General features: G+C 35.1%; 18 protein-coding genes and 1 pseudogene. 9 read left to right on the forward strand and 10 right to left on the reverse strand.

The genetic code is table 11. The annotated features are described in order from the left end of the window. The first annotated feature begins 140 nt into the window (after positions 1–140). Positions 141–830, forward strand: coding sequence for a GntR family transcriptional regulator (locus B9T31_RS05640; RefSeq protein WP_086180977.1), 690 nt, complete (start codon positions 141–143; stop codon positions 828–830). 38 nt (positions 831–868) lie between these two features. Here B9T31_RS05640 and B9T31_RS05645 read toward each other — a convergent pair whose 3' ends face one another. From B9T31_RS05645 to B9T31_RS05655, 3 genes are read right to left on the reverse strand one after another with little or no spacing between them, the layout of a single operon-like run. Beyond that, entirely contained in the window at positions 869–1240 is a 372-nt protein-coding gene (locus B9T31_RS05645) for a carboxymuconolactone decarboxylase family protein (RefSeq protein WP_086180978.1), read from the reverse strand. Then, on the reverse strand, positions 1240–2670 hold the full coding sequence (locus B9T31_RS05650) for an aldehyde dehydrogenase family protein (protein ID WP_228145985.1): 1431 nt from the start codon (positions 2668–2670) through the stop codon (positions 1240–1242). The genes B9T31_RS05645 and B9T31_RS05650 overlap by 1 nt, the downstream gene beginning before the upstream one ends. 4 nt (positions 2671–2674) lie before the next feature. Next, entirely contained in the window at positions 2675–3568 is an 894-nt protein-coding gene (locus B9T31_RS05655; protein WP_086180979.1) for an NAD(P)-dependent oxidoreductase, read from the reverse strand. Between the two features lie 171 nt (positions 3569–3739). Between B9T31_RS05655 and B9T31_RS05660 the strand changes: the two genes are divergently transcribed. The 4 genes from B9T31_RS05660 to B9T31_RS05675 are packed head-to-tail and all read left to right on the forward strand — an operon-like array spanning position 3740 to position 7383. Continuing rightward, the gene (locus B9T31_RS05660) at positions 3740–4561 is read left to right on the forward strand and encodes an SDR family oxidoreductase (protein WP_086180980.1); all 822 of its coding nucleotides are present in this window, start codon (positions 3740–3742) and stop codon (positions 4559–4561) included. A 19-nt stretch (positions 4562–4580) separates the two neighbouring features. Next, positions 4581–5294 (forward strand): RibD family protein, encoded by a 714-nt coding sequence (locus B9T31_RS05665; protein WP_086180981.1) that lies wholly within the window; start codon positions 4581–4583, stop codon positions 5292–5294. A 43-nt stretch (positions 5295–5337) separates the two neighbouring features. After that, complete coding sequence (locus tag B9T31_RS05670) at positions 5338–6249, forward strand: LysR family transcriptional regulator (RefSeq protein ID WP_086180982.1); 912 nt, start codon at positions 5338–5340, stop codon at positions 6247–6249. 57 nt (positions 6250–6306) lie between these two features. Then, positions 6307–7383: an MBL fold metallo-hydrolase gene (locus B9T31_RS05675; RefSeq protein ID WP_086180983.1), complete on the forward strand. Its 1077-nt coding sequence runs from the start codon at positions 6307–6309 to the stop codon at positions 7381–7383. 64 nt (positions 7384–7447) lie between these two features. Here the strand turns inward: B9T31_RS05675 and B9T31_RS05680 are convergent, their stop codons facing one another. Further along, positions 7448–8200 (reverse strand): SDR family oxidoreductase, encoded by a 753-nt coding sequence (locus B9T31_RS05680; protein ID WP_086180984.1) that lies wholly within the window; start codon positions 8198–8200, stop codon positions 7448–7450. Positions 8201–8316: 116 nt separating this feature from the next. Here B9T31_RS05680 and B9T31_RS05685 point away from each other — a divergent pair, with 116 nt between their 5' ends. Continuing rightward, positions 8317–9213: a LysR family transcriptional regulator gene (locus tag B9T31_RS05685; RefSeq protein WP_086180985.1), complete on the forward strand. Its 897-nt coding sequence runs from the start codon at positions 8317–8319 to the stop codon at positions 9211–9213. Positions 9214–9225: 12 nt separating this feature from the next. Here B9T31_RS05685 and B9T31_RS05690 read toward each other — a convergent pair whose 3' ends face one another. Genes B9T31_RS05690 through thiM form a run of 4 tightly spaced genes read right to left on the reverse strand, consistent with a single transcriptional unit; the run spans position 9226 to position 12669 of the window. Further along, positions 9226–9852 (reverse strand): HAD-IA family hydrolase, encoded by a 627-nt coding sequence (locus B9T31_RS05690; RefSeq protein WP_086180986.1) that lies wholly within the window; start codon positions 9850–9852, stop codon positions 9226–9228. Continuing rightward, positions 9852–10964 (reverse strand): LLM class flavin-dependent oxidoreductase, encoded by a 1113-nt coding sequence (locus B9T31_RS05695; protein WP_086180987.1) that lies wholly within the window; start codon positions 10962–10964, stop codon positions 9852–9854. Before B9T31_RS05695 ends, B9T31_RS05690 begins: the two co-directional genes overlap by 1 nt. A gap of 17 nt (positions 10965–10981) precedes the next feature. After that, positions 10982–11821 (reverse strand): sulfurtransferase, encoded by an 840-nt coding sequence (locus B9T31_RS05700; RefSeq protein WP_086180988.1) that lies wholly within the window; start codon positions 11819–11821, stop codon positions 10982–10984. Next, positions 11818–12669 (reverse strand): hydroxyethylthiazole kinase, encoded by an 852-nt coding sequence (thiM, locus tag B9T31_RS05705; protein ID WP_086180989.1) that lies wholly within the window; start codon positions 12667–12669, stop codon positions 11818–11820. Before thiM ends, B9T31_RS05700 begins: the two co-directional genes overlap by 4 nt. A 510-nt stretch (positions 12670–13179) precedes the next feature. Between thiM and B9T31_RS05710 the strand changes: the two are divergent. Next, positions 13180–14403 (forward strand): annotated as a pseudogene (locus tag B9T31_RS05710) (acyl-CoA dehydrogenase family protein); the annotation flags it as partial. Between the two features lie 77 nt (positions 14404–14480). On the opposite strand, the gene B9T31_RS05715 reads toward B9T31_RS05710, so the two are convergent. Beyond that, positions 14481–15365, reverse strand: coding sequence for a DUF4349 domain-containing protein (locus tag B9T31_RS05715; RefSeq protein WP_228145986.1), 885 nt, complete (start codon positions 15363–15365; stop codon positions 14481–14483). A gap of 255 nt (positions 15366–15620) precedes the next feature. Between B9T31_RS05715 and B9T31_RS05720 the strand changes: the two genes are divergently transcribed. Both B9T31_RS05720 and B9T31_RS05725 read left to right on the forward strand, forming a co-directional pair. Beyond that, positions 15621–16274 carry a potassium channel family protein gene (locus B9T31_RS05720; RefSeq protein ID WP_086180992.1) on the forward strand — a complete coding sequence of 218 codons (654 nt, stop codon included), beginning with the start codon at positions 15621–15623 and terminating at the stop codon, positions 16272–16274. A 10-nt stretch (positions 16275–16284) separates the two neighbouring features. Beyond that, positions 16285–17637: a TrkH family potassium uptake protein gene (locus B9T31_RS05725; protein ID WP_086180993.1), complete on the forward strand. Its 1353-nt coding sequence runs from the start codon at positions 16285–16287 to the stop codon at positions 17635–17637. A gap of 54 nt (positions 17638–17691) precedes the next feature. On the opposite strand, the gene B9T31_RS05730 is transcribed toward B9T31_RS05725, so the two are convergent. Continuing rightward, positions 17692–18825, reverse strand: a complete 1134-nt coding sequence (locus B9T31_RS05730; protein ID WP_086180994.1) for a phospholipase A — start codon at positions 18823–18825, stop codon at positions 17692–17694. Positions 18826–18834: the final 9 nt, after the last annotated feature.

Below are 18834 nucleotides of genomic sequence, written 5' to 3' on the forward strand. Positions count from 1 at the left end.
AAGTAAATTTTGTATTACAATAATACGTTATTATAATTTTTTCAATCTATTTTACCTAAATCTTTAAAAATATACATATTGTATTACAATCATATATCTTATATGATCGATATCATTTCATTCGAATTTTTCAACAGCATATGAATAGTCAAGATCAGTTATTAATCCAACCCGAAACATTAAGAGGGCAAGTGGAAAATAAATTGAGAGAGTGTATTCTTACTGGATATTTCCACCCAAATCAGAAGTTAGTCGAACGAGAACTTTGTGAAATGTTGGGTGTGAGCCGAACATCAATAAGAGAAGCATTGAGGAAACTTGAAGCTGAAAAATTAATTATTATTATTCCTCACAAAGGTCCAATTGTGACTTTGATTTCGATCCAAGAGGCAAAAGATATCTATGCCCTAAGAAAAGTCATGGAAGGTTATGCTTTTAAATTATTTTCACAAAATTCGACACTTGAACAAATTGAATTATTAGCAAATGCAGTCAATGATTTAGAAAAAGATTTAGAAAGCAAAGAAAAAATATCTATTATTCATTCTAAAAATAAAATTTACGAAATATTATTCCAACATTGTGGTAACACCTTAATTCAAGATGTCATTAATAGCATTAATTCAAGAGTCAATATTTTACGTAAAACCTCTCTACTTGATGAACAACGACTACAAGAAAGTATATTTGAAATTAAAGAAATTCTTGATGCGATTCGGGCTAGAAACCACGATCTAACTGAAAAACTATCAAATAAACATGTTGAAAATGCAGAAAAAACAGCTTTAAAGATTCTTGAGAAAATACATCAAGAATATGCTACAAAATAAATATTAAAGTCATGAGGGGTAAATTACCCCTCAAAGATTCAAACTGACTTGATCACATCTGAAGCAACTCTCATTGCTGCTAAACCACACGGTACTCCTCCATAAACAGCAGCTTGCCGAATAATTGCTGCAATTTCTTCATGTGAAACACCATTGGTAATCGCACCTCGAACATGTACGCTCAGTTCATGATGTTGGCTTAAAACGGTCAACATTGCGATATTCAACATACTTCTAGTTTTGTAGTCTAAAGTCTCATCTCCCCAGACAGCACCCCAACAATATTCTGTGACTAACTCTTGCATGGGTTTATTCAGCTCATCCGCATTTTCCCAAGATTTTTCAACATGTACTGCACCTAAAACCTGTTTTCTGTTTTTAAATCCTTGATCAAAATTTGAATTTGTCATTATTTACATACTCCATTACGTTTAATCACTGCTTTAATTTCTAAATATTCATGTAATCCATACTCGCCCCATTCACGACCATTGCCAGACTGTTTATAACCGCCAAAAGGTGCATTAAAATCTGGAGGTGGATAGTTAATTTGTACGTTACCTGCACGTATTCTTTTGGCAATTTCAAATGCCCTATTTTCATCATTCGATTGAATATAAGATGCCAGCCCATATGGGCTATCGTTTGCAATATCAATCGCCTCAGATTCAGAAAAATATGGAAGTATGACCAGTACAGGACCAAAAATTTCTTCTTGAGCAATGATCATTTTCGAGTGCACATCAGAAAAAATAGTTGGTTTTACAAAATATCCTTTCTCTAACCCTTCTGGTTTACCTAGACCACCATGAATTAATGTTGCACCTTCATTAATTGCAGTCTGAATCAAAGACTGAACTCGTTCATACTGTTTTAAATTAACCAAAGGCCCTAGTGTCGTTAATTCATTTGATGTATCACCTACGACATAAGACTGTGCGGCTTTAATTGCAATTGTTTCGACATGCTTTAACTGACTTTGAGGGACTAATAATCTCGTCGGAATTGAACAAGATTGCCCTGAATTCGTGAAGCAAGCAGCAACTGCTAGAGTAATTACCGTATCAAAGTCAACATCATCCAAGACAATATTTGGTGACTTTCCACCTAGCTCTTGTGCAACACGTTTTACGGTAAGAGCTGCATTTTGAGCAACTTTAATTCCTGCTTGCGTCGAGCCAGTAAAAGAAATCATATCAATATCGGGATGCAATGAAATGGCTTCACCGACTTCATAATCACCATAAACCAAGTTAAATACCCCATGAGGTACACCAGCTTCATGTAAAACTTGTGCAAACAATTGTGTACTTAAAGATGAATATTCACTTGGCTTAAGTACAACAGTACAGCCCGTCGCTAAAGCAGGAGCTACTTTCACCATAATTTGATTAATCGGCCAGTTCCAAGGTGTAATCAAACCACAAACACCAATTGGTTCATGCAAAATAAAACCTGTATTTGTACACTTCTGAAAATTAAAATTTTTCAAAGCCAATATTGCTGCTTCTAAATGAACCACACCACGTAAAGCTTGAGCATTTTTAGAAAAAGTAATGGGAGATCCCATTTCTATACGAATTAATTCTGCAAATTCATCCATTTTTTCTTTATAAATGTTCAGAATATTTTCTAAAAGGTTAATTCGATATTCTACGGTACTATTCGAATAGCTTAAAAATGCATTTCGTGCTGCTTTAACGGCCTCATTCACATCTTCTTGATTACCCAAAGATAACACCCCAACCACGTCTTCATTAGATGGGTTAATGAGTTCTAATACATTTGTTCCATGTGGTTGAGTCCATTGTCCATTAATATAAAACTGATCAATTTTCATCATGTTATCCATCTAGATTACCAATTTTTTTATAAATTTCCGTATGATCTACATTAGCCTGACATTCTTTTGCCGATGTGTTCCAAAACTTAAAAACGGCATCACTCAAAGGCAAATTAAATTGCAAATTTTCTGTTAAATTTTTAGCAATATTTAAATCCTTATTCATTAAAATAAGTGAGAAACCTGAAGCATATGTTTCATTTAAAACAAATTGTTTAATTTTATTTTCAGATGCATTGGTTTTACCTGATGATGAGTTCAAGACATCTGTCATAATGTCTGGATCGATACCAAATTTTTCAGCAACTTTTAAAGCCTCTATTGTTGCTGTCATCGCAGCTGCCGACACATAATTATTTAATGCTTTTGCTGCATGACCTGAACCACTCGTACCGACATAAATAATTTTACTTCCCATACTCTTGAGCAATGCAATGTGTTCATTAAATAATTGGCGAGGTCCGCCAACCATGATAGTGATCTCACCAGAGACCGCTTTTTTTACTCCTCCTGAAACAGGCGCATCTAAATATTGAAAGCCCTTTAAAGATAAAGTCTTTGCTAATGCTCTTGAGCGTAACGGCTCAGAGGAGCTCATATCAATAATGACTGTATTTTCTCTTAACTGGGCGCAAACTCCGTCCCTGTCTTCGTCTCCGAGTAATGCTTTTTCTACAATATTTGAATTTGGCAACATGGTAATCAAAATATCTATCTGATGAAGCCTATTTAAATCCAATTGCTCAATACCATCAAAACTTAATGCTTTATCTACTTTTGCATGATCAAGATCTGAAACATATATTTTATATCCGTGCTTATTGATTTGTTGAACCATAGGTAAACCCATCATTCCCAAACCAATAAAACCGATGACTTCACTTTTAAGTGACATACGCATTCCTTTGTCTCGTTAATATTTTTATTATATTATTGTAATACAATATGTCAACTTAAAATTTAATATTATTGTTTTGAAATTCAAAACAGTTCATGCATATATTTCGGATTAACAAATTAATCATTTTTCGCTAGGATTTTAACAACAGATCATGAGGAATATTCAATGTCAAATACGGTTTTAATCACAGGTTGTTCATCAGGTGTTGGCGAAGCAACTGCGAAATTATTTGCAGCAAAAGGTTTTAGTGTGATTGCAACAATGCGATCACCTGAAGCTAATACAAGCTTAGATGGAATTAAAAACTTAATTAAAGTCAGATTAGATGTCGAAGATATTTCAAGCATTCAACATGCAATAACAGAAGGTATTAAAATATTCGGACAAATCAATTTCGTCATTAATAATGCAGGCTTTGGACAATATGGCATTTTTGAAGGAATGCCTATGGATAAAGTGCGGAAAAATTTTGATGTCAATGTATTTGGAGTAATGAATGTTATTCAACAAATGACCCCTATTTTTCGCCAACAAGGTGGTGGAGTGATTTTAAATGTCAGCTCTTGTGGTGGAATTGTGGGGCTCCCTCTCATTTCAATTTATGCATCAACTAAATTTGCTTTAGAAGGGTTTATAGAATCGATCTCTTATGAATTAGCATCACAAAATATTATCACCAAAATTTATGAACCAGGTGGCATTATAAGCCCATTTCATCAACGTGCAGCAGAAGAAAATACAGGAAATAGTGATATTACAAGCTACGATAGTTTCATTGAAAATGTAAATAATGCAATGGGAAAAATGGCAATTGGCGCAGCTTCGGTAGAACAAGTCGCACAAGATATTTTTGATGCAACCACAGATTCCACAGATAAGCTACGTTATTGTTCACCTTATGGTGTTGAACAATTGGTTCGTGCGCGACGTGAATTCAGTGATGAAAATTACGAAAAATTTGCACGTACACAATTGCCAAGAAAATAAGTTATCTTAGAGAAATACAATGAAAAGACCCTATATTATTTGTCATATGTTGACTTCTTTAGATGGGAAAACATCTGGTGATTTCTTAGCCTCCCCAGAGATTATTCCTGCAACAACTGCATATGAAAGAATTAATCATACATTTCATGCAACTGCTTGGCTCAGTGGTCGTATTTCGATGGAAGAGAGTTTTACTTTTTTCAAACAGCCCATGTTTGAAATAGATGCACCGATATATCCTAAAGAAGATTATATCGCAGAACCCCATGCTCAAATTTATATGGTGGTGATTGATACCACTGGAAAAGTTGCGTGGGAAAGTAATACGCTACATTATCAAGATCGACCCGCTGCCCATATTGTTGAAGTATTAACACATCAGGTGAAAGATGAATATGTTTCATACTTAAAACAACGGAAAATTTCATATATTTTTGCTGGAGAAAATCAATTAGATTTAGGCTTAGCCTTAGAAAAGTTATCTAATTTATTTGGAATAAAAACCTTAATTGTTTCTGGTGGCGGACGTACTAATGGTTATTTTTTAAAAGAAAATTATATCGATGAAATTAGCTTAATTATTTCTCCAGTCATTTCTGGCGATGATCACGCGATAACACTCTTTCATGGTACAAATGAATTAAATAATGCGGTATCGACAGCTTATCAGCTCATACATACAGAAGCATTAGATGCAGGGGGTATTTGGCTACGATATCGGCATATCACCTAAAATACGCTTTAAATCCCTAAATATTCTATCCTAAGATGAAACAATGATGAAATTTGCTAAAACAACTTTATTTGACCTACAAGCTGTGATTGCGATAGAAAAACATCGTAATTTTCGTAAAGCAGCACAGTCTCTCGGTGTATCTGCATCGACACTTAGCAATGCAATTTCATCATTAGAAGCAGACATGGGGATTCGTCTATTTAACCGAACAACTCGCAGTGTATTCTTATCTGATGCTGGACAAGCATTTTTACAACGCCTGAGTCCCGCGCTTGCTGAATTAGAAAGTGTTTTAGATGATGTTACTGAATTTCGAAATACCCCCAAAGGCGTTTTAAAAATCAGCACTGCTGAAGTAGCAGCTAGAATTCTTTTTCCATCAATACTCAATAAATTTTCAAAATTATATCCTGAGCTTACATTGGAACTTATTGTCCAAGAACATTTAGTCGATATTGTAAAAGAAGGTATGGATGCAGGGATTCGTCTTAAGAGTCTAGTACCTAAAGATATGATTTGTATTCCTGTTGGACCTGAATATTTCCGTCCGCTGGTGGTTGCCTCTCCTGAATATTTTGAAAAATATGGTGTGCCGTCCTCTCCGCATGATCTCAGTCAACACAATTGTATTGCTTTTCGTTTTACGTCTGGAAAAATTTACCATTGGGAGTTCACGGATAATGGCATATTTATCGACATAAAACCCAAAGGAAATCTGATTGTAAATAATCAAAATATTGCAATTGATGCCGCTAAAGATGGATCAGGTATTGCTTATATTAATGATTGGAGTATTCGAGAGGAACTTGCAAGAGGTGAGTTAGTTCCTATCTTAAAAGACTATGAAATTACCTATGAAGGTATGGCTTTATATTTCCCAGGTCATCGTTTAATTCCTGCAGGATTACGTGCATTAATTGATACGCTACGTGATGACGCCACTTTCAAATAAGAATAACGTTTAACGTTACTCACTGAATATATACTCATTTTTAATGTTGATTCACACATGAAAAAAAGAATTTGGATTCCTACGTTTCTCCTCATAACCCCACTAAGTTATCTCTCTGCTATGCCACAAAATTTAAACTTACCCCAGAGTGATCATTATAATGTCACTCAACAACAATTTGTAAATCGCCATCCTATTGAAGAACCGATTTCCTTTTCAGTCGCCGTTCGTACACTTTGGGATATGTTCTACAATGAAAAAAAACGTGCCCCAGCACACACGCTCCCTATGCAAAAACCAGATTGGAATGTATTTTTGAGTAACCCTCAAGACAATCAATTTATTTGGTTTGGGCACTCGAACCTACTTATGCGTGTCAGTGGGAAAACCATTGCCGTTGATCCTGTTTTTGGTAAATCGGTTGTCCCTTTGGGTTTTATGATGCATCGTTTTCAAGATGCTCCCGCACAGATTCATGAGTTTCCATTCATCGATCTAGTGATTATTTCTCATAATCACTATGACCACCTAGAAAAAAAGACCATTCAATATTTAGTTAAGCATTCTCCTGAAACACAGTATGTAGTTCCTTTAGGTCTAGACAAAACATTAGAAAAATGGGGGGTCGCGAGTCAAAACATTATTGCACTGGATTGGTGGCAAGATTATCAACTGGATCAAGTGAAAATTACAGCAACAGAAGCACATCACGCATCAGGCCGAGGTCTACGTGATACAAATCAATCTTTATGGGCGGGATGGATTATTCAAGATACTCAACAGACCATTTTTTATAGCGGTGATAATGGTTATGGTATCCATTATGCAGAGGTTGGACGGCGCTTTCCCGCTATTGATCTCGCCTTTTTGGAAAATGGACAATATGATGAAAAGTGGTCTGCAATACATATGAGTCCTGCACAAACAGCGCAAGCAGCAAAAGATATTGGTGCAAAGGCTGTAGTTCCAGTACATTGGGGAGCTTATAGTATGGCATTACATCATTGGAATGAGTCCGTCATTCAGAGTGTTCCATTGATGCAATCTTATGGCATTCATACCCTTACCCCTGAAATGGGGCAAATTTTCACGACTGAAACTCAAACCACACAGTGGTATAAAACCATACCGTAAAAATAACTATCAAGAACAAAAAATGTTTTGTTCTTGATTCACGTCAATGAGTCATACACAATGCTTAGATAATTCCACCGTTTACACGTAATGTTTGTCCATTCACCCAATTACTTCCGTCATTGACCGCAAAATCTAAAACAGCTGCAATATCCTCCACAGTACCTAAGCGTTCTAAAGGCGCTGCTAAACTGAGTTTAGAAATTAGCTCTTCACTTTTACCATTTAGAAAAAGCTCAGTCGCTGTTGGTCCAGGGGCAATCGCATTTACCGTAATATTTCGCCCTCTTAATTCCTTTGCTAAAATAACTGTTAGAGATTCAATTGCAGCTTTTGAGGCAGTATAGACCCCATATCCCTCTAAATTCATACCAACAACACTGCTTGATAAATTAATAATTTTTCCACCTTGTTCAAGTCGTTGGGCAGCTTCTCGCATGGTATAAATTGCACCTTTGACATTAATTGCAAAAACTTCATCAATGCTGTCATCATCTAATTGTTCAATTTTATTTAAACGTAAGATTCCAGCATTATTAATCAATACATCTAATTTTCCATACGTCTGTATTACATAATCAAATAAATTTTTAACTTCATTTGCATACTGAATATTGGCTTTAAATGCAGATGCAGAACCACCAGCCGTTTGAATCTTATCTACAATACGATTTGCTTCTTGATCATTATGTGCATAATTAATAATAACCTGATGACCTTGGCTTGCCAGTAAACAAGCCGTATATGCACCAATCCCTCTTGAAGCACCTGTAATTAATATCACTTTTTTTTGCTTAGAATCATTTCTTGCCGTCATTTCATGATGCCTTTATCGATCAACTGCTGCTATGATACTGTTCATTAAAAGCAAGATAATCTAGTATAAACTGACATCTTTATCCGAATAACCCGAACAATGTGAGCATAAAAAAGATGGATAAATTAAATGCGATGTCTGCATTTATACACGTTGTAGAACAACAAAGTTTTACCAAAGCTGCGCACATATTAGGGATACCACGCTCTACGCTCACAGATGTCATTAAGCAGCTCGAATCACAATTAAATACGCGTTTATTATTTAGAACGACACGACAAGTAAAACCAACGCATGAAGGTCATATTTATTATGAACGTTGTAAATATATATTAAGTTATATTCACGAATCTGATCATGATTTTTTGCATGCAAAACCACAAGGTATATTAAGAATTGAAGTACATGGTATTTTTGCATCTCATTTTATTCTTCCACATATACACCAATTTCTAAAAGAATTTCCACAAATACAATTACAACTTTCAGAAAGTGATCGCTATGTTAATGTGATTAAAGAAGGAATTGATTGTGTTATTCGTGTTGGTCAATTAAATAATAGCGACCTCATTGTGCGACATCTTGGACAAATTAAACAAGTGACTTTAGCCAGTCCACAATATTTACAAGAATATGGAACACCAAGCAATGTAGATCAACTCAATGCGCACTTTATGGTGGGATTTTACTCGACAGCTCGACAAAAAAATCTTCCACTTGAATTTTTACACAATCATGAAGTAGAAGCTTATGATTTACCGATTAAAATTCAAGTGAATGGTGCTCATACTTACACAGCTGCAGCAAAGCAAAGTCTGGGAATCATTCAGGTTCCACACTATGCCCTTGCCTCAGAGATTCAAAATGGCAGTTTATGCGAAATTTTGACGAATATCCCAGCGCCATCATTACCCGTCTCTTTACTTTACCCTTCGAAAACACTTGTTTCACCACGACAACAAGTGTTCATCGCTTGGATTTTACAACTCTTCAAGGATCATCCACTGTATTAAGTAAAAAGAATATTAGTTAAACTCTTTGAAGTCTTGAATACAAATATAATTTTTCTGAGAATGACCAACGACAATCAGTTGACCACCTGCAGCTTCAGCAGCCAATATGCCAGCTGATGAGTCTTCAAAAATTAGGCAATGTTGAATGCTTACTTGCAACATTTCTGCTGCCAATAAATAACCTTCAGGATGAGGTTTTCCTTGTTGAATCATTTCTGCTGAAACGACAGACTGAGGCTTTGGAAATCCTGCAGCTGACATACGTGAATGAATTAGCGCATTTTCTGAAGAGCTGACAATCGCCCAAGGGATATTCTGTGCATTTAATAATTGAATAAATGCAATCGCCCCCTTTATGGCTTGAGTTTGATGTGCTGCCTCCAAAAATTTTTGGGTTAATGCCTCATAATGAATTGAATGACATTCATCTTCAATAAAATGCACCACAATATCTTGTGTACGTTTTCCATGACTATAATCAATGACTTGAATTGGATCCAACTGTTGCTCAATCGCCCATGCTCGTAAAATATCTGAAATGAGTGATGTGGATTGAACAAGTGTGCCATCTAAGTCGAATAGCACCGCTTGACAATTTAAAGTAATCCCAGTTGCATGATGTGAAAGTTGATACTGCATTACTCACCAATTTCCTTTAATAAAGGAAGTAATAACTCAGATGTTATTTGCGCTTCTTCAATTAAAGGCCAGCCCGACATAATCAATGCGCTCAAACCTGTTTCTTTATGGTATTGCTCAACCTGTGCTGCAATATTTTCCGGACTACCAACCAAATAGGCCGCAGAGGATGCATAACCAAAAATATCAAGTGAAGACCAAGCACTCATACCCGCATATAAATTATTTTCTAAACGCAATGATTCCAAAGGAGGTAATTTCCCTTGACGAATGTAATCCACCCATTCTTGACGCTGAGCATCAGGTGCTTGAAACGTATTGATATTTTCATCTCCTCCAGTTTTACGCTGAATAGAGACATCTAATTTCTGCTTAAGTAAATCTACACCAGTCTTCTCAAAAATTTGATAGAAATGTTTTTCAGCATCATGTTGATTTTTTCGTACTGTGACACTGGTTAATGCACCTAAGTCGTCATAACGTCGGCCATTCTGTTGAGCTGCCTCCACAGCCCGTGAAAATTGATCTTTCACTCGATCTAATTCACGAAGCATCAATAAATAAACATTAACAACTTGCCCAGCATGTTGAACGCCTGCTGTAGAATCTCCAGTTCCCCAGAGTGGAATCCCTTTTTCTGAGGTTGGCTCAATGGTAAAATCAGTATTTGGAAATAAAGAACGATAGCCTTTTTGATAATGTTCTTGAAATTCTTCCCAGTAACTTTGCCCTAAAGCATAACGTTTTTCAGCTTCTAAGCTAATGCCGTACGTTGAAATTCGTTGTGGTGTTCCATTAATATGATTAAATAGCAAACGACTACCATGAAATTTTTCAAATGTTAGCGCTTGTTCCGCAAGTAACTTTGCAGGCGTTAATCCAGCATATTCAGCCACTAAAAATTTCATTTTCTGCGTAAAACCCGCAACTGACGCAGCTGAAGTCAATGGATCATTTGGCCAAGTTGCAACTAAAGCACCAAAAAATCCACCTTGATCAATCGTTTGAGCAAGTTTTTTATAGCGCTCAAAATCTACGGGGAAGAAACCTTCAGGTATCCATGGATAATGTCCATCTGCGGTACTTAAATACCATAATGCTTTAATCGCCATACTTTATTCCTCTTACATCAGTTTATTATTTTCAGTGGCAGTTCTGAATGTTCACTCCATTCAGACATTGATCCATCATAAATTTTGACAGATTTTGCTCGCGCCTGTAGAAGTGCCAATGCAGCACCGCTTGCAGTCACGCCGCTACCACAGTAAATAATAATTTCTCGGTTTAAATCGAGCTCAAAATGAGCAAATACATCTAAAATTGGTTCTATAAATTGACCATTTTCATCTAAGAAAAATGAAAACGGGATATTAATACTTCTGGGAATATGTCCTGCTCGTGCGTAACGTAGCTCATCACCACGAAAAACAACTTCACGAAGAACATTCAATAATTGAACAGGTGAATCATGTTCTATAATATTTTTGACATCATTTAAATTTGCAAAATAATCGGTATTCAGTTTCGGATAAATGTACTTTGATAACGGAGTTACAATCTGACTTTGACCTTGATGGATCTCATAACCTAAGGTTTTCCAAGTATGTAACCCGCCATTTAATAATCGAACATCAGGATGTCCATACGCAGTTAAAACCCAGAATAGTCGTGCTGCCCAAATATGATTTTCTCGATCGTATATAACAACAGGTTTATGCCAATCAATATTAAATTTCTGAATCGACACATGCATTTCAATTTCAGTTGGACACTGATACTGTAAATGTGTATTTAAATTGCAAAAATCTTGATGTAAGTCTACATATTGCGCTAATGGAATATGCGCATTTAAAAACTCCTGATATGCAATTTGTGCAGCATCTAAATTTGCTGTTTTTGCACCCACCTCGAAAAGCTGTACTTTACTGAGTTGCTGCACCAACTCAGGAGCTTGGATTAAATAACTCATACAAGAATTAATTCTTCAATTTGAAAATTTAAGTAAATTTCAAAATCTTCAGCAGATACTCTGTACAATTCATTAATAAATTCGCGTTGAAAATCTCCAGGAGCATCCGCTTTTAAATGGGCTTTTTGACCTGCAACTGCAAAATGTGCATGTGCGCTCACCACTGCATTAAAGGGATCAGTTACAGCACTATAAGCAGCGACCAATGCACCTAATGAACAACCTGAAGCGGTAACAAGTGGAAAGAAATAGCTCCCCCCTTTAATTTTAGCAACCCAATATTGTTCTTTCTGATCAATGTAGGTTTTTGCCACAATATGATCGACCTCACCAGATGCAGAAACTGCTGAGGTATACTCAAGTAGTGCTTTTGCCGCTTGTACAGAATGTGCAGGATCATTTGAACTATCAAACCCTTTACGATTTGAACCCAAGCCTGCCAATCCAATAATTTCAGATGCATTTCCACGAATAATGGTTGGTTTAAACTGTAAAAAATCGGCTGCTAACTGTCCACGCCATGACAAAGCTCCTGCCGCAATTGGATCTAAAATCCAAGGCTTATTGATTTTATGTGCTTCAGTAATCGCGAGTTTCATAGACTCAACTAGTGCGGAAGTTGGTGTGCCTAAATTTACCACTACTGCCTGAGCAAAATGTACAAATTCAGCAGCCTCTTCAGGATTATCCACCATAGCAGGAGATGCACCCGCACTTAGTAATACATTTGCCATAAAATTAACAGATACACTATTCGTAAGACATTGCACCAAAGGTTTTTGTTGTTTCAAATAGGTATGTGCTTGGATAATAGATTGCACCGTTGGGAGTTGGGTCGAAATAGTCATAAGATTAAATTTGAACAAGATTCAGGTTTGATAATATGAATTATTAGCAAAGATATTTTGTTATATAAATACTAAAATTAAAAATGCTTATCTTTTTATTTCATTTGAAAAATATGCATAACGTTATGCGTATAATTTATAAGAAATAAAAAAGCACTATATTGGTGCTGAATTTGATTATTAATTATCCAAATTTATTTTTTTTAATGAAATTTAAACTTTTATCTCTCTCCCATATTTCGATTCATTTACACAAAAACCATACAACCAATTGAAAATAAATATTTTTTATATTTTACTGTTAGTTTTTCACTCTAATTTCAATTTTTGAATATGCTTTTCTATTTATATGTTAATAATAATTCAATATTTCATTATATATTTTTGTTAATTTATTGTTAGATACATAAGAATAATAATTTTGGTTTTATAGCTACATATATATTGATTATGACTTCATTAGTAGAGTTACAACAATCAACTCAATTAAAGCATCGACCAAGTATCGATTCACTGATCTATCAAGTCTGGGGTCAAGGACCTTCTGCTCGATATGATGAATTAGCCGCGCAATTTCGCCCTATTTTTGAAAAAATTAAAGCATCGGTCAATGTTCGAGAAAAAGAACATATTTTACCTTTTGAACAATTACAATGGTTAAAAGATTCAGGTTTTACCCGCCTTCGTATTCCAAAAGAATATAATGGCTTTGACGCAACAATTCCTGAGTTATTTACTTTATTAGTAGAATTAGCAGAAGCCGATGCAAACTTACCTCAAATATTACGCGTCCATTTTGGTTTTACTGAAGATGTACTATTAAGTCCAGATTCTGAGTTTAAAACGACGTGGCTGACACGTATTGGTCAAGGCGAAACAGTCGGCAGTGCATGGTCTGAAGGCGGACAGGAAGCAAGAGATCAGTTTAGCACTCACTTGGTAAAAAAAGACGATGGCACTGTTCATTTGAATGGGAAAAAATATTATACCACTGGCAGCTTATACGCAGATTGGATTGATGTCGGCATCAGTGATCTTCAAGGCGAGTCTGCATCCATTTTAGTACCAAGAAATCGTACAGGTGTCACTATTCTGGATGACTGGAATGGTTTCGGACAAGTGCTCACTGCAAGCGGTACCACTATTTTTGAAAATGTTGAAGTCAATCCGACAGATATCCTACCAGATGATGATCGATTCAAATACTCTGCAGCATATTATCAATTAATTCAACTTGCAATCATTACAGGTTTAACCCGTAGTGCGACATATGAACTCTCAGAATTGGTTGATAAACGTACACGAAATTATAGTCATGCTAATGCCCAACACGTACGTCAAGATCCACAAGTTTTACAAGTCGTAGGAAAGGTTCGTGGAGCAGCTTACACATCCAATGCAATCATTGAAAAAAATGCACAAGCACTACAACGTGCCTATGAATCAGCATTTAGTCAAAATGAACTTTTAGAAGCCGATCAAAATGCAATTGCTGAACTTGAAATTGCACAATCACAAACAATTATTATCGATTTGGCATTAAATGCTTCAAGTATTATTTTTGATGCATTAGGTGCCTCAGCAACCGATAAAAATTTAGCCTTGGATCGTTATTGGAGAAATATCCGTACGCTCGCATCGCATAATCCTCGCATATTTAAAGACCGCATTGTGGGCGACTTTAGTGTAAATGGAACCTTGCCACCTTACCAATGGCGTATTGGAAAAGCATAATAGAATGTTTAGACTAGTCTAAATAAAACTAAAAAAGGTATTTAGTATGCCTTTTTTAGTAGAAACTAAATATATTACTATTTATATTTTTCTAAAATAGATTTTATGAAATAATAAACCAGAACCCCGATGATAATTAATAAATAAAGTGGCCAAATAGCAATTAAAATCACAATAAAATCTAATGTCACAATCCATCCACATTGGATTCCACGCCACGCTCTTATCCAAAAACCATCTGTATTTAAATGGGCAATAGTATCAATATCAATATCTGTTCGTTCACGTACAATTACAGGCTGATTTATATTGATAATGATTGTGCTATAGCAGGCTCGGTCACGAATTTCAAGCTGGCTCAAATGAGAAATATTATTAACTTTTTCATTTTTATTTTGTGCTTCATTAACCTCGCCTTCTAATAACTTTAACTCATATCGTTTGGCAGAATATAGTTGCTGATTTAAAAAATGCATTAACGGTAAAAGATCATTCACAAAATTAGCTGCTTTTTCATTTGGTATACGAACAATAATATCTGCAACAGGGTTTATTTTTTCAAAAATTTTAATTTTACCATCTGCAACTTTTTGTACTTTCACATCAATAATCTGAAAATTTATATTTTTTTGTTCAACATAACCACCAAAATCTATTGTCATTTTATCAATAGCTAGTGCCGTTTTAATGGTATCTTGCGTTGTAAATTGAATATTTGCTTCACGAACCATCTGATGACGCTGTTCAATTTCATTTATATGAGGCATTAATAAAACTTCAGGTCTTTGCTGAACAAGTGGTTGTATGGTCGAAGTATTATTCTGTTCGTCTACGATTGTTGTACCTTCGGCTTGATAGGTAGCATTACTATCTTCAAAGATGGAACCTTCTTTTTTTGAGCAAGAAATAAGGAATACGCTCACGAATAAAATAACTAAAATTTTAGATTTTGAGATCATCATTAAAAGCCTTAAGGCTTGCCAATATGTGACAATATTAACACAATAAAACATTTTAACTAACGAGTTATCTGTATATTGTATATTTTTGATGTTATTTATTTTTTATATAATATAAATAAAATATATCACAATTCAAGCATAATAGTTTCAAAACCAAATTATAGAATTAACTTAATTTAATAATTACTGCACTTTTACCTTTTAAACGCTATTATAAAAATAGAAATTAATCACTTGAAATCTAAAAGGTTTACAATGGCTCAATTTGCAGTTATTGGCTTAGGAAGTTTTGGTGCAACCATAGCAACAGAATTAGTCAAATTAAAACACGATGTATTGGGTATAGATTCTGAAAAAAAAAATGTAGAAAACATTTCTGAAAACATTACTCATGCTGCAATTGCTGATGCAACGGATGAACATGTTTTAAACGAATTAAATATTCAAAATTGTGATGCTGTCGTCGTCGCAATCGGAGAAGATATTGAAGCAAGTATTCTTTGCGTACTGCACTTAAAAAATTTAGGCATTAAAAAAATCTGGGCAAAAGCAAAGTCAAAAGCACACCATATGATTTTAACGCATTTAAATGTAGATAAAATTATTCATCCTGAAGAGGATATGGGAATTCGGATAGCTCAATCGTTAAGCTATCCCATGGTGAGCCGTTATATGGCTTTAAGTGATGATCACTATATTGTAAAGGTTGAAATTAAAGAGAATTTACAAGGTCTTCGTTTACATAGCATTATGGATCATGTTCCAGAAGTCAAAACCATCTTACATAAAAGAGAAGTAGAAATATCTTATCATCCTGATCCGAATTTAATCTTGCAAAAAGATGACATCATTATTGTAGAAGGGTTACTTGAGCCCCTACGCAGATTATCTAAACATTTTCTACCTTAAAGCCAAGATAATGAAATTTATAAAAACATCGCCTCAGACTTCCAATTCAAGATTTATCAATTTGAGCCCACCTAGTTTATTGGCACTAGGCTTTTTAAGTTTTATCATTATCGGCTCACTTTTACTTAAATTACCCTTTGCTCACCGAGGAGATTTAAGCTGGATTAATGCAATTTTTACTGCAACATCAGCTGTTACCATTACTGGATTATCGGTCGTGAATGTCGGCGAAGCCTATACCGTGTTTGGTAAAATAATCATCATGATTCTACTGCAATGTGGTGGTTTAGGTTTTATGACCTTTGCAATTTTAGCGGCATTAAGCCTGTCTGATAAATTAGGCCTAAAGCAACAAGTAATGGCACAGCAAGTTATTGGGCAAACCAGCTTAAGCAAAGTATCTTTTACGATTAAAGGCGTCTTACTTTATTCTTTGTTTTTTGAAGCAATTGGCACCACTATTTTAACCATTGCTTGGATGAAAGATTATAATTTCTTACAAGCCTTTTTTTATGCGAGTTTCTATAGTGTATCTGCATTTAATAATGGTGGATTCTCTTTATTTCCCAATAGCTTAATGAGCTTTTCAGGTCAATATCTTATTACTTTTACAATTAGTATGCTTTATATTATTGGTGGAATTGGGTTTGTTATTCTAATGGATATCAAGCAAGCCAAACGATGGCAAACACTCTCCCCAAATAGTAAATTAATTTTAACATCCATCGCCTGTATTAATCTTATTGCTTTTATTGTGATTTGGATTTTAGAAGCTTCCAATCCTTTAACCTTGGCTCCGATGTCAATCGGCGATCAAGCTGTGAATGCTTGGTTCCAAGCAACTGTACCTAGATCTTCTGGATTTAACAGTCTTAATTTATCTGACATGACAGAAGCTTCAGCCTTGGTCACTATGCTTTTAATGTTTATTGGTGGTGGTTCATTAAGTACTGCAGGCGGTATTAAAGTAGGTACTTTTGTGATTGTTCTACTTAGTGTCATTACTTTCTTACGACGGAGTCCGGAACTACGTATATTTAATCATTCCGTACCTCGCCATACATCATTTAAAGCATTAGCTGTCATTTTTATTACTGTCAGTTTGATTTTTATAGGTTTATTTTCTCTTCTTATTTTAGAACCTAGGCATAATTTTATCGATTTATTATTCGAAGCAGTTTCAGCAGCATGTACCGTTGGTTTATCTCGGGGTATTACAGATGAACTTCGACCTGAAAGTTTATTTATATTAATGCTACTCATGTTTGCAGGTCGATTGGGTCCATTAACCTTGGCATATCTAATTGCAACACCGCAAAAATCGAGAATTCATCATCCCAACACCGATATTCAAATTGGATAAAAAAGCCATTCCTAAGGAATGGCTTTAACGGAAAAATAAAATACATTATTCAAATTAATACCAATCGACCAAAGATACTCCTAAACCGATATAGGTTGCTCTATGGTTATAATCAATTAAACTTTCACCATAACCATCAAATAGCTGTAAATACCCTCTTAAATTTCCATTAATTGGAAATGTCCAATCAAATTGTGCAGCCCCATGCGCATTTGAACCTGTTTTCAAATTATGACGAAGCATTAACGAAAAATGTTGATCTTTCCATTTGTAAAAAGTCGTGATATCACCTCGACCCATATAATCGATAATATTTGGGTTATCATCATCTTTGCCTGTTTCAGGAACTCGAAACCAAGGACGAATCATTAAAACAAAATTTTCTCGTTCAAATCCAATATTAAACATCACCCTATTCCAACTTCTTGAAAAAGGATCTGAACTCCCATTCGACTGATGATTAAATCCTACGCCCAATAAACGACCATTTAAGCCTAAAATGTTATAATTGGTGCGGAACATCAAACTCGCTTCAGGTTCATAATTGGTTGCACGAAATGGTCGTGATTCCTTTGAATTATAGACCTGCCAATGAGATGATTGTGTATAACCTAACCACAAATCACCATTATTTCCAAAAATATTTTCAATTGCTTTGGTTTTCATTGAAATCTGGAATTTAGATTCCATTGAGTTTAAGTTTTCTTGATCACTTTTAGGCACAGTATTTCGTGGATTTGGACTGGTTGGTAATTCATTTTTACGTGTGGTCCAAAATAGTGGCAGTGCGTAAACAGGTTGAAAGGCACTTAAACGCCAAACTCCTTTTTTAGTTTCTGGTGTCAATTCCCACCGTTGATCTAATAAAGATATATTTTTGGATGACTTAAACGGATGTAATTGATCTGATTGTTGAGTAATTATATTAGCTGTATTAGATAAACGCTCTAAGGACTGCGATTCATCTTGCTGAAAAAAAACCGCAGGTGTTTCTATAACATGCTGCCTAAATCTATAGTCATAACATGCTAAACGCTCTGCATTAGAAACTAAGGCAGAGCATTGTTCAGGGGTCATATTCTCAAATATACTCCCCGCATTTTGAGCAGAGGTTTTCAAAGGCGCTATCAAGCATACAATCATTGTACACAACGCCCTTGTTGTGTACTGATAAGAGTTAGATATCATACTATTTCC

Origin of the sequence: Acinetobacter sp. ANC 4558 (genome assembly GCF_002135375.1) — a bacterium.
Lineage (GTDB): Bacteria > Pseudomonadota > Gammaproteobacteria > Pseudomonadales > Moraxellaceae > Acinetobacter.